General features: G+C 69.8%; 9 protein-coding genes. 3 read left to right on the top strand and 6 right to left on the bottom strand.

The genetic code is table 11. The features are described 5' to 3' along the window. Nucleotides 1-18: 18 nt before the first annotated feature. On the top strand, nucleotides 19-1,944 hold the full coding sequence (locus tag J2X45_RS16850) for a sialate O-acetylesterase (protein ID WP_310217046.1): 1,926 nt from the start codon (nucleotides 19-21) through the stop codon (nucleotides 1,942-1,944). Nucleotides 1,945-1,958: 14 nt separating this feature from the next. Here J2X45_RS16850 and mutL read toward each other — a convergent pair whose 3' ends face one another. Further along, nucleotides 1,959-3,872, bottom strand: coding sequence for a DNA mismatch repair endonuclease MutL (mutL, locus tag J2X45_RS16845; protein ID WP_310217043.1), 1,914 nt, complete (start codon nucleotides 3,870-3,872; stop codon nucleotides 1,959-1,961). 154 nt (nucleotides 3,873-4,026) lie between these two features. Between mutL and J2X45_RS16840 the strand changes: the two genes are divergently transcribed. Both J2X45_RS16840 and J2X45_RS16835 read left to right on the top strand, forming a co-directional pair. After that, a complete protein-coding gene (locus tag J2X45_RS16840) occupies nucleotides 4,027-5,037 on the top strand; it encodes a TraB/GumN family protein (protein ID WP_310217323.1) in 1,011 nt (336 codons plus the stop codon). A 58-nt stretch (nucleotides 5,038-5,095) separates the two neighbouring features. Continuing rightward, nucleotides 5,096-6,037 (top strand): TraB/GumN family protein, encoded by a 942-nt coding sequence (locus tag J2X45_RS16835; protein WP_310217039.1) that lies wholly within the window; start codon nucleotides 5,096-5,098, stop codon nucleotides 6,035-6,037. A gap of 45 nt (nucleotides 6,038-6,082) precedes the next feature. On the opposite strand, the gene J2X45_RS16830 is transcribed toward J2X45_RS16835, so the two are convergent. The 5 genes from J2X45_RS16830 to J2X45_RS16810 all read right to left on the bottom strand — a co-directional run bounded on the left by J2X45_RS16830 (nucleotide 6,083) and on the right by J2X45_RS16810 (nucleotide 11,688). Beyond that, nucleotides 6,083-6,652: a DUF3035 domain-containing protein gene (locus tag J2X45_RS16830; protein WP_310217037.1), complete on the bottom strand. Its 570-nt coding sequence runs from the start codon at nucleotides 6,650-6,652 to the stop codon at nucleotides 6,083-6,085. Between the two features lie 112 nt (nucleotides 6,653-6,764). Continuing rightward, nucleotides 6,765-7,265 (bottom strand): signal peptidase II, encoded by a 501-nt coding sequence (lspA, locus tag J2X45_RS16825; RefSeq protein WP_310217035.1) that lies wholly within the window; start codon nucleotides 7,263-7,265, stop codon nucleotides 6,765-6,767. A gap of 123 nt (nucleotides 7,266-7,388) precedes the next feature. After that, complete coding sequence (gene ileS / locus J2X45_RS16820) at nucleotides 7,389-10,298, bottom strand: isoleucine--tRNA ligase (protein ID WP_310217033.1); 2,910 nt, start codon at nucleotides 10,296-10,298, stop codon at nucleotides 7,389-7,391. A gap of 76 nt (nucleotides 10,299-10,374) precedes the next feature. After that, nucleotides 10,375-10,419 carry a hypothetical protein gene (locus J2X45_RS16815; protein WP_181242883.1) on the bottom strand — a complete coding sequence of 15 codons (45 nt, stop codon included), beginning with the start codon at nucleotides 10,417-10,419 and terminating at the stop codon, nucleotides 10,375-10,377. Between the two features lie 177 nt (nucleotides 10,420-10,596). Then, on the bottom strand, nucleotides 10,597-11,688 hold the full coding sequence (locus J2X45_RS16810) for a trypsin-like peptidase domain-containing protein (protein WP_310217030.1): 1,092 nt from the start codon (nucleotides 11,686-11,688) through the stop codon (nucleotides 10,597-10,599). Nucleotides 11,689-11,737 lie beyond the last annotated feature (49 nt).

The raw sequence follows: 11,737 nt of genomic DNA, 5'->3' as shown, positions 1-11,737 counted from the left end.
CGGGAAGAGGAAAGACCCATGTCGCTGAAAGCCCTGATCCTGGCCACGGCCATGGGTCTTTCCACACCGGCGCTGGCGGGGCCGCTGGCGTCGGTGTTCAGCGACCATGCGGTGCTGCAGCGCGATCAGCCGATCCGCGTCTGGGGCCGCGCGGCGCCGAACGCGAGCGTGGCCGTCGACCTGTCGGGGCAGGGCGTCTCGACCAGCGCCGACGGTGACGGTCGCTGGAGCGTGGTCCTGCCCGCGCGCCCGGCGGGCGGCTCCGCCCTGACCCTGACCGCGCGCGCCGGCGATCAGACTCAGACGGTCTCGAACCTCGCCATGGGCGATGTGTGGCTATGCTCGGGCCAGTCGAACATGGAGTACCCGCTGCGCCAGGCGCTGAACGGGGACGGCGAGGTCGCTTCAGCCGGCAATCCCGACATTCGCCTGCTGCAGACCGGAAAGATCAGCCGCTCCGAGCCGCAGGACAGCCTGCCGGCGGGCGTGGTCTGGAAGGTGTCGACGCCCCAGACGGCGGCCAATTTCAGCGCCGCCTGCTTCTTCATGGGCCGCGAGCTACGCAAGACCACTGGCGTTCCCATTGGCCTGATCGACGCCACCTGGGGCGGGTCGGTCATCCAGGACTGGATCAGCCGCGAGGGTCTGACCGCGCTGAAGACCTATGACGAGGGCCTGTCGGTGCTGTCCGACTACGCCCGCGACCCGGCGCTGGGCGTCGCCCGCTGGAGCCAGTCGCTGGGCCGCTGGGCGGGGGCCAAGACCCCGGTCGCGAAGGGCTGGGAGAAGCCCGAGCTCGATGACCGCGCCTGGAAGTCCCTGCCGACCGAGGGCTTCTGGGAGCAGACCGCGCCCGAACTCGCCGGCTTCGACGGGACCGTCTGGCTGCGGCTCGAGCTGACCCTGACCCGGGCCCAGGCGGCGCAGGGCGCGACCCTGGCGCTGGGACCCGTGGACGATATCGACACCACCTTCCTCAATGGTCGCGAGATCGGCTCAACCCAGGGCTGGGACACGCCCCGCACCTACCGCCTGGCGCCCGGCGCGCTGAAGGCCGGCCGCAACGTGCTGGCCCTGCGCGTGATCGACATGGGCGGCGGTGGCGGTCCTTGGGGCAAGGCGGCGCTGAAGGCGCTGACCCTGGACGACGGGAGCGTCGTGCCGCTGCCCGGCGCTTGGCGCTACAAGATCGCCGCGCCGCTGTCGGAAACGGCCTTGCCGCCCAGCGCCCCGTGGCGGGGCGCCAGCGGGCTCACCACCCTGCGCAACGGCATGATCGCCCCGCTGGCGCCGTTCGGCGTCAAGGGCTTCGCCTGGTACCAGGGCGAGGCCAATGTCGCCGAGGCCGCCGAGTACGCCCGCCTGATGCCGGCCCTGGTCGCCGACTGGCGCGCGGCGTTCGGCGGCGGCAACCAGCCGTTCCTGCTGACCCAGCTGGCCGCCTTCGGTCCCGAGATGGATCGGCCGGTGAACTCGGCCTGGGCCGCCCTGCGCGACGTCCAGCGTCAGGTCGCGGCGGCCGACCCGATGGTGGGCATGGCCTCAGCCGTCGACATCGGCTCACCCTATGACATTCACCCTGCCGACAAGCTGCGCGTCGGCCAGCGTCTGGCCCTGCTGGCGCGGAAGCTGGCCTATGGCGAGGCGGTGGTGGCGTCAGGCCCCGCGCCACTGTCGGCCCGGCGCGAGGGCGACACCGTCGTCGTGACGCTGGACCAGCCCGGCGTCGTCCATGCGGGCCATCGGCCGATCGGCTTCGAGCTTTGCGACGCCAGCGCCTGCCGCTTTGTCGACGCCACGGTTGAGGGAAGCCTCGTTCGCCTCGCCGCGCCCGCCGGGATGGCGGCGACCCAGGTCCGCTACGCCTGGGCCGACAGCCCGATCATCAATCTGTTCGGGGCCACGGGCCTGCCGGCGACGCCGTTCGCGCTGACCATCCGCTAGACGCGGCGCTCGGCTCACCGCCGGCCGAACAGCTTTTCAATGTCAGCGAGCTTCAGCTCGACATAGGTCGGGCGGCCATGGTTGCACTGGCCCGAGTGGGGCGTGGCCTCCATCTCGCGGAGCAGGGCGTTCATCTCGGCGCCGTTCAGGCGGCGCCCGGCGCGGACGCTGCCGTGGCAGGCCATGGTCGAGCAGACCTCCTCCAGCCGTTCCTTCAGCGCCAGGGCCGCGCCGTTCTCGGCCAGGTCGTCGGCGATGTCGCGGACCAGGGCCGCCGCGTCGGTCTTGCCGAGAAGGGCGGGGGTCTCGCGCACCAGCACCGCGCCGGGGCCGAAGCTCTCGATGACGAGGCCAAGACTGGCCAGCTCCTCGGCGCGGGCGACGACGCGCTCGGCCTCGGCGGGGTCCAGGTCCACCACCTCGGGCAGCAGCAGGGTCTGGCGGGTCACGCCGCCGGCCGCCATCTCGCCCTTCATCCGCTCATAGACGAGGCGCTCGTGGGCGGCGTGCTGGTCGACAATGACCATGCCGTCGCGCGTCTGGGCGACGATATAGGTCTCGTGGACCTGCGCCCGCGCGGCGCCGAGCGGATAGTCGACCGGGTCGAACGCGGCGTTGGCCGCCATATAGTCCGTGGGCGGACGATCCTCGAAATCCGCCGACGCATAGGCCTCGCGCACGACCCCGGCCAGATCTGCGCCGTAGCCGGGCTCGACCCGCGCCGACACCTCGTTCAGGCCCGGCAAGTCCATCGGCCGCTGCGTCGGCGGCGTCCAGCCGCCTTCTCGCCAGGTCGAGAAACCGGCGGGGGAGGGGCCGGGTTGATACTGGGGTTGGTATCCCGGGAAAGGGCTCTGCTGGGCGCGGATGCTGTCCAGCGCCTGGGCGGCCACGGTGGTCGACGCGCGGTGCCCGGCCCCGGCCAGGGCATGGCGCAGGGCCCCGACGATCAGGCCGCGCACCAGGGCCGGATCGCGGAACCGCACCTCGGCCTTGGCCGGGTGGACGTTGACGTCGACCTCGGTCGGTTCCAGCGTCACATAGAGGGCCGCCGTTGGGTGACGGTCGCGCGCGAGGAAGTCGGCATAGGCCGCGCGCAGGGCGCCTTGCAGCAGGCGGTCGCGCACCGGCCGTCCGTTGACGAACAGGTACTGGTGGGCGGCGTTGCCCCGGTTGTAGGTCGGCAGGCCCGCAAAGCCCGACAGCCGCACGCCGTCGCGGGTCTGGTCGATCTCCAGGGCGTTTTCCTGGAACTCGCGGCCCAGCACGGCGGCCAGGCGCGCCAGGCGTCCCTGCGGCCCCGGATGCTCGGGCGGCAGGCGCAGCACCCGGCGGCCGTCGATGTCCAGCGAGAAGCCGACGCTCTCATTGGCCATGGCCTGGCGCTTGATCTCTTCGGTGATCGCCAGGGCCTCGGCGCGCTCGGACTTCATGAACTTCAGGCGGGCGGGCGTGGCGTAGAAGAGATCCCGCACCTCGATCCGCGCGCCGTGCGGGCCGGGGAAGGCGGCCGGGGCGACCTCGCCGACCTGTCCGCCCTCGACCAGGATCGAGAAGGCGTCCTTGGCCCCCTTGGCGCGCGAGGAAATCTGCAGCCGCGCCACCGAGCCGATCGAGGGCAGGGCCTCGCCCCGAAAGCCCATGGTGTGGATGCGCAAGAGGTCCCACAGGCCGTCCGCGTCGGGGGCCAGCTTGGAGGTGGCGTGGCGCTCGATGGCCACCGGCAACTCTTCGGGCGACAGGCCGCAGCCGTCGTCGGCGACGAGGATGCGGGTCAGGCCCCCGCCGTGCGCCTCGACCTCGATCCGCGTGGCGCCGGCGTCGATGGCGTTGTCCACTAGTTCCTTGATGGCGCTGGCCGGCCGCTCGACCACCTCGCCGGCGGCGATGCGGTTGACGGTCTCGGGCGGCAGGCGGCGGATGGGCATCAAGCGGACTTTCACGGGGCGCGCCGGGGTCCGCAGGTGGGGCCGGGCCGCCGACATTGCAACTCCTTAAGTTGACCGGGCGAACGCCGATCAGCCAACGAAGAGGCGAGGGATGACTTTAGTGCGATTCCGCGCGCCTTCGAGGATCTGAAACATCGTGACCCTGACCCGTTTCGCCGCCGCCGGCCTGGCGCTTTCGTTGCTTTGCGGCGGCTCCGCCCTGGCCCAGGCTCAGGGCAAGAACGAGGTGTCGATCCACCAGACCAAACCGGTGGACCTGACCCCCGTCGACAGCCAGGCCAACCTTGTCGAGGAGCTGATCGTCAACGCCCGCCTGCCGGGACCGGCCTGGTGGAAGGTCAGCGACGGCGACACCAATGTCTACGTGATGGGCGTTCCGGCCTTCGCGCCGCAGAAGCTGGACTTCGACGACTCAGTGCTGCGTCGCCGGCTGGACGGGGCCAATGTGCTGATCATCGGCCAGGAGCCCGAGGTGCGGATCCTGAGCCTGTTGGCCCTGATCCCCGGGCGTGGCAAGCCGTTCATCATGGACAGGCCGATGCGCGACACCCTGCCGCCGGAGCTACGCGCTCGCCTGGAAAAGCAGCTGGCCAAGCGCGCCAAGCCGCTGACCGAATACGACGAGCTCAAGCCGGCCCTGGCCGGGTTCATCATCGCCAATGACCGCAGCGGCAATGTCTCGATCACCATCGGCGACCTGACCGACCGCATCCAGAAGCTGGCCAAGAGCAAGGACATCGCCGTTCAGCCGCGCATCAAGAAGCTGGACGACTACGACCTGATCGGCATGGTCAAGTCCCTGGGCGAAGCGCCTCAGCCGCTGCAGGAGCTGTGCCTGGACGCGGGCCTCAAGGAGGCCGAGAACGGCCTGGCTGGCGTGCGCGAGACCGCCGACCAATGGGCCGAGGGCCAGGTCAAGGCGGTGGTCGCGGCCGAGCGCGGCTATCAGCGCTGCCTGGCCTCCACGCCCTGGATCGCCCGCCAGTTTGAAGACGGCCAGGATGACGCGGTGGGGGCCATCACCTCGGCCCTCAAGAAGCCGGGCAAGGCGGTCGCCGTGATCGAGCTGCGCTCGCTGCTGACCGAGGGCGGCGTGCTGGATCGCCTGCGGGGCAAGGGTTTCACCGTCACCGCGCCGGAATAGGGTCAAGCTTCGGTCACAGGGTCAGGCCAAGGTCAGGCGTCATGCGAGGGGGATCCACATGCGGGCGATAGCGGCGGCCTTGGCCATCAGTCTCACGATCGCCAGCGGCGCGGCCGCCCAGGTGATCGACGACCCCGAGGCCACGGTCGTCGAGGCCCTTGTCGTCAGCGCCAAGCTTCCGGGCCCGGCCTGGTGGCGGATCTCCGACGCCGACACGACTGTCTACATCCTGGGCACGCCGGGCGCGACGCCCAAGGGCATGACCTGGGACAGCTCGGTGGCCGACCGACGGCTGGACGGGGCCTTCGCCCTGCTGACGCCGCCGACGTTGCGGGCGGGCCTGACCGATATTCCGGCGCTGCTGCGTCTGCGCGGCAAGATGAAGGATGACGGCGATTGGGCGGCGGCCGAGCCGGCCCTGGCCGTCCGCGTGCAGCGGGCCTGGTCGGCGGTGGAGCCCAAGGACCCCGATGGCTGGCGCGACTGGAAGCCGCTGGTGCTCGGCGGCCTGATCGCCGGCAAGACCAACCGCAAGGCGGGGCTGGAATACGGCCAGGTCAGCCGCCGGATCGAGAAGCTGGCCCGCAAGCATCGGGTCAAGGTCCGCGCCGCCGAGACCTACAAGGCCATGCCGCTGATCAAGACCGTTGCCCGCCAGGCCGAGGATTCGGCCGGCCTCGTCTGCCTGACCGAGACGCTGGACACCGTAGAGCAGGGCCAGGACCGCTACCGCGTCGCCGCCCAGGCCTGGGCAGAGGGCCGCGTCCGTGCGGCTCTGACCGCGCCCCGCAGCGCCGATCGCTGCCAGTACCTGCTGCCCGGCGTCGCCGAGATGACCCAGCGCCTGACGGCCGCCGAGGTAGACGCCCTGGCGAACCTCTTGAAGACCCCCGGCCACGCGGTCGCCCTCTACCCGATCCGCAGCCTCGTCGCGGAAGGCGGCGTGCTGGACCAGCTTCGCGCGCGGGGGATCACGGTGCGGACGCCGGGCGACGGGTAGGGGGGGCGGAAATCCCTCTCTTTTCGAGAGAGGGATTTCAAAACCTTACAGGCCCGGCAGCTTAATGCCGGTCTTCTTTTCGCGGCTGATCACCACGCCGCCCGAACCGACCAGCTTTTTCAGCCGGGCTTCCTCGGCGGCGGCGTCGATTTCCAGCGGGGCGTTGGCGCCGGTCTCGGCGGCCGTGGCGACGTTGGTCTTGGCCTCGCCCTTCTTCCAGAACATCACCTTGCTGGCGAAGCTCTCGTCCTTGTGGGCCAGGTCGCCGTTCTCGTCGTCGACGACGAAGCGGATCAGCGGGTCGGCCTTGTCGCTGCCCGCGCGGGCGACCAGCAGGCGCTCGCCTTCCGAGCGGCCGGCGGCGGCGTTCTGGCCGATCAGGGCGGCGCGGGCGGCGCTTTCGGGCTGCAGTTCCTGAGGGCGCGGCTCGCCGGGCGCCGGCGGGCGCAGGGCGTAATCGGGCGGCACGGCCAGCGGGGCCTTGGCCACCACGCGGAACTCGTCAGGGACCACCTTGCTCATGCCCAGAGCCTTCTGGGTCGATTGGCAGCCCGCCAGGCCGATGGCGGCCACGGCGGTCAGGGCGCTCACGGTCGCGACCCGATTGAAATTCATCTAACCACGCTCCAGCAGGCCGACCCCCGGCCCAAAAATTCGGACGCTCTCGATACGACATCATCGCGCGGGCGCCAATGTCCCACGCGATTGCGGCGGCATTCGGCCGAAACTACTCGGTCTGGTGCGAGAGTTTCTTCTCTTCCGACAGGAAGCTGTCGAGCAGCAGCAGCGCCACGCCCACCGAGATCCCCGAGTCGGCGACATTGAACACCCAGGGGAAGTAAAGCCGCGACACGTCGATGAAGTCGACGACATAGCCGTACAGCACCCGGTCGATCAGGTTGTTGCCGATCGCCCCGCCGATGATCATGCCCACGCCCAGCGCCGGCAGCGGCTTGGCCGCCTTTCGGATCCAGAGGGCCAGGCCGATCACCACCAGCACCGAAAAGCCGATCAGCAGCCAGCGGCCCCACTCGCTGTTGCGCAGCAGGCCAAAGCTCATGCCGTAGTTATGGACCATGGTCAGGTGGATCGGACCCAGGAACGGCAGGCTCGCGCCCTGCTCGCGGCCCAAGAGGCCCAGGATCCACAGCTTGGAGATCTGGTCCAGCACCACCGTGGCGGCGGCGACGGCGTAGGCGATCCAGCCTTGGCGGGTGATGGAAGTCATTCAGCTACCTAAGCCGTCCCCGATCAATCTGTCATCCCGGCCGAAGAGCCGGGACCGCCGCAAGCGAGGCGTTTCCGGCGGTCCCGGATCGGTCCTGCGGACCGTCCGGGATGACAGGTTTGCTTAAGCGCGCCCAGCGTCCCAGTAGGCCACGGCGTCGGCGTCGCGAAGGCTAAGCTCCGGATAGCGCGGATCGGTTCCGACTTCCGGCAGGATGCGCCACGAGCGGGCGCATTTCTGACCTTCGGCCTTGTTGGGATCCACCGACACGCCCTTGACCTCGTCGACGCGGAAGGCGCCGGCGTCGCCGGCCACCAGGGTTGCGGCGCTGGTCCGGAACACCTCGGCGGCGTCCAGGCCTTCAAAGGCGGCCAGCAGGTCTTCATCGGCGACATGCACCACCGGCGCGGCTTCCAGCGCCGAGCCGATGCGCTTTTCGCGGCGTTCGACTTCCAGGGCGCCGGTCACGACGCTGGTGACCTTCTCGACCTTGGCCCAGCGCTTGGCCTCGCCGTCGTTGCGCCAGGCGGCCGGGGTTTCCGGGATCACGCGATAGGCTACCGGGCCCGCCTCGGGGAAGCGGGTGGTCCAGGCCTCTTCCATCGTGAAGCTGGCCAGCGGGGCCAGCCAGATGGTCAGGCGGTCGAAGACGTAGTCGAGCACCGTGCGATAGGCCCGGCGCTTCAGGGCGTCGGGACGGTCGCAATAGAGGCTGTCGCGGCGCACGTCGAAGAACAGCGCCGACAGGTCGCCCTGGCAGAACTCGATCAGCGGGCGGATCACGTCCGAGAAGGCGTAGCGCTCGTAGGCGGCGCGCACCTGGCCGTCCAACTCCCACAGGCGGTGCAGGATGTACTTCTCCAGCGGCGGGAACTGGTCGTAGTCGGTGACCCGTTCGGCCTCGTCGAAGCCGGCCAAAGCGCCCAGCAGGTAGCGCATGGTGTTGCGCAGCTTGCGATAGGCGTCGGTCGTGGTGGCCAGGATCGTCTTCCCGATGCGCTGGTCCTCCTGGTAGTCGACCATGGCCGTCCACAGGCGCAGGATCTCGGCGCCGGACTCCTTGGTGATCGACTGCGGCTCGACGGTGTTGCCGCGCGACTTGCTCATCTTCTCGCCGTTCTCGTCCATGGTGAAACCATGGGTGACGACGGCCTTGTAGGGCGCGCGGCCGCGGGTGCCGGAGCCTTCCAGCAAGCTGGACTGGAACCAGCCGCGGTGCTGGTCGGAACCTTCCAGATAGAGATCGGCCGGCCAGGCGCTGTCCTCGCGGCCCTCGATGGTGAAGGCGTGCGTGCAGCCGGAGTCGAACCAGACATCGAGGATGTCGGTGATCTTCTCGTACTGGGCCGGATCGTGGGCGCCGAGGAAATCACTGTCGGGGCGGGTGAACCAGGCGTCGGCGCCGCCCTCGCGGATGGCCGCCAGGATCCGGGCGTTGACCTCGGGGTCGTTCAGCGGGTGTCCGGTGTGCTTGTCGACGAACATCGCCAGCGGCGTGCCCCAGTTGCGCTGGCGGCTGATCAGCCAGTCGGGGCGGGTCTCGACCATCGAACCGATGCGGTTGCGGCCGCCGTCGGGATAGAAGGCGGTGTCGGCGATGGCCTGCACGGCCACCTCGCGCAGGGTCTTGCCGCCCAGGCTGTCGACCGGGTGGTCCATGCGGATGAACCATTGCGGGGTGTTGCGGAAGATCACCGGGGCCTTCGAGCGCCAGCTGTGCGGATAGCTGTGTTCCACGCGGCCGCGCGCCAGCAGGTTGCCGGCCTCGATCAGCTTTTCCATGACCGCGCCGTTGGCGGGGCCGAACTTGCCGACCTTCTTGCCTTCGGTCTCGAGAACCTTCAGGCCGCCGAACAGGGCCACGTGCGGATAGTAGGCGCCGTCCGGATCGACGGTGTCGGGGATCTCGCGGTGACCGTGGGCCAGCCAGACCTGATAGTCGTCGGCGCCGTGGCCCGGCGCGGTGTGGACAAAGCCGGTGCCGGCGTCGTCGGTGACGTGGTCGCCGGCCAGCATCGGCACGGCGTAGCCGTAGTGGCTGTCGAGGTCGGCCAGCGGGTGGGCCAGCACCATGCCTTCGCAGTCGACGGCCTCGACCGTCTTCCACGATGCGACCTTGGCGGCCTTGAAAACGTCGGCGGCCAGCTTGTCGGCGATGATCAGGCGATCGCCCGGCTTGGCCCAGGGCTCGAACTCCAGACCCTCTTCCAGCGCGGTGACTTCAAACACCGAATAGGGGATGTCAGGGTTGTACGAGACCGCGCGGTTGGCGGGAATCGTCCACGGCGTGGTGGTCCAGATCACCAGCTTGGCGCCCGTGGCCGCGTCAGAGCCCTCGACGACCGGGAACTTCACCCAGATCGTGGGCGAGACGTGATCGTGGTATTCGATCTCGGCGTCGGCCAGGGCCGTGCGTTCGACCGGGCTCCACATCACAGGCTTGGAGCCGCGATAGAGCTGGCCGGTGGCCAGGAACTTGTGGAACTCCTCGACGATCTTGGCTTCCGAGGTGAAGTCCATGGTGGCGTAGCGGTTCCACCAGTCGCCCAGCACGCCCAGGCGCTGGAACTCGGTCTTCTGCGCCTCGATCCAGCCGGCGGCGTAGGCGCGGCATTCGCGGCGGAACTCCTCGGCCGGGACCTCGTCCTTGCGGCGGCCCTTGGCGCGGAACTGCTCCTCGATCTTCCACTCGATCGGCAGGCCGTGGCAGTCCCAGCCGGGCACGTAGTCGACGTCGTAACCCAGCGCGAAGCGGCTGCGGACCACGAAGTCCTTGAGGATCTTGTTCAGCGCGTGGCCGATGTGAATCGCGCCGTTGGCGTAGGGCGGGCCGTCGTGGAACACGAACAGTGGCGCGCCGTCGGCCTGGCGCTTGGCGCGCACCGCGCCGTAGAGGCCCTTGTCGGAGAGGGCGGCCCAGCCCTCCAGGATTTCCGGCTCCTTCTTGGGCAGACCCGCGCGCATCGGGAAAGGGGTGTCGGGAAGGAAGACGGTTTCGCGATAGTCGCGGGCGGTCGTGGCGTCGTCGGCCATGGGATGGAATCCGGCTCTGGAAATTTCGGAAGAAGGCGGGAGAACCCGGCGCGCGCTGGAGGATCGTCCGGCGGCGTCACGCCGGGCGGATAATTCGCGAAATCTTCCGAACGGAACTCATGGGGTGAGGATAGCAGAGGCGGGACGGCAAGGCCAGTGCGTCAACGATCCTCCCCCGCGACGCGGGGGAGGTGGCCCAGAGGGCCGGAGGGGGCGATCTGGATGCTCGCCGCAATGGCCCCCTCAGTCGCTCCGCGACAGCTCCCCCGCATCGCGGGGGAGCATCTTGTGCGCCCGCCTAAGCCCCCGGCTTCCTCAGCCTCGGCGTCACGGTCACCTGCATCAGCCGCGCGTGGCGGATCAGGGTGAACACCGTCGGCTTGCCGATGCTGTGGTTGTCCAGCGCCCGCAGGAGGTCGTCGAGGCCGGTCAGCAGCATCTCGCCGGCGGCGATCAGCAGGTCGCCTTCCTTGATCCCGGCCTTGGCCGCCGGGCCGCCGGCGTCGACATGGGCCACATAGACCGCATAGGGCTGATGCACGCCGGTCGCCCGCGCCAGGGCTGGCGGGATGGGCGCCTGCTGGGCGACGAGCCCGATCGAGCCGCGGCGCACATGGCCGTGGGCCAGGAGCTCGCCGATCACGAACTTGGCGGTGTTGGCCGCGACCGCGAAGCACAGGCCCTGGTAGCCGGCGATGATCGCCGTGGCGATGCCCACCACCTCGCCGGTCGAGCTGACCAGCGGTCCGCCGCTGTTGCCCGGATTGAGCGCCGCGTCGGTCTGGATCAGGTCCTCGATCAGCCGGCCGCGCTCGGCGCGCAAGCTGCGGCCCAGGGCTGAGACGACGCCGGTGGTCACCGTGGCCTCGAAGCCCAGCGGCGCGCCGATGGCGATGACCAGCTGGCCGCGCCGCAGCTTCTTGGAGTCGCCCAGCCGCGCCACCGGGATCTCGACAGCCTGGTCGACCTTGATGACGGCGAGGTCCGTGTCGGGATCGTCGCCGACGCAGCGCGCCGTCAGGCTACGGCCCTCGGCGGTGATGACGATGAAGCGGTTGGCGCCCTGGACCACATGGCTGTTGGTCAGGATCAGCCCGCCCTCGGCGATGGCGAAGCCCGAACCGACGCCCTGCATCCGGGGGTCTTCCAGCATCGGATGGATGCGCACGACGCTGGGGCCCACATGCTCGACGGCGCGGACCACGGCGTTGGAATAGGCGTCCAGCAAGTCGCCGTCCGGCAGGGCGCAATAGCCCCCCTCGACCTCGACCGCCTTGCCGGTGTCGAACACGAACTGCGCGCCGTCCGGATAGGCCAGGATCTCGTGCCGACGCTGGGCGACAGGCCGCCGGGCGCGCGCGAAATGATGATACTTGCGACCCTTGAGCATCCGGCCCCCACGGAAGTTAACCAAGGTTAACGGGTGGGGCGGCGGGAGG

It is taken from the genome of Caulobacter sp. BE264 (assembly GCF_031457805.1).
GTDB lineage: Bacteria > Pseudomonadota > Alphaproteobacteria > Caulobacterales > Caulobacteraceae > Caulobacter.
The sequence above is the reverse complement of the archived record's forward strand: the minus strand, read 5'-3'. Positions and strand labels throughout refer to the sequence as shown.

Bases quoted from the DNA above. Each gene is read 5' to 3' on its own strand.
- ileS (WP_310217033.1), bottom strand. From the start codon at position 10,298: ATGGCCGACGACGCCACGACCGCCCGCGACTATCGCGAAACCGTCTTC.
- mutL (WP_310217043.1), bottom strand. From the start codon at position 3,872: ATGCCCATCCGCCGCCTGCCGCCCGAGACCGTCAACCGCATCGCCGCC.
- J2X45_RS16810 (WP_310217030.1), bottom strand. From the start codon at position 11,688: ATGCTCAAGGGTCGCAAGTATCATCATTTCGCGCGCGCCCGGCGGCCT.
- lspA (WP_310217035.1), bottom strand. From the start codon at position 7,265: ATGACTTCCATCACCCGCCAAGGCTGGATCGCCTACGCCGTCGCCGCC.
- J2X45_RS16830 (WP_310217037.1), bottom strand. From the start codon at position 6,652: ATGAATTTCAATCGGGTCGCGACCGTGAGCGCCCTGACCGCCGTGGCC.
- J2X45_RS16835 (WP_310217039.1), top strand. From the start codon at position 5,096: ATGCGGGCGATAGCGGCGGCCTTGGCCATCAGTCTCACGATCGCCAGC.
- J2X45_RS16850 (WP_310217046.1), top strand. From the start codon at position 19: ATGTCGCTGAAAGCCCTGATCCTGGCCACGGCCATGGGTCTTTCCACA.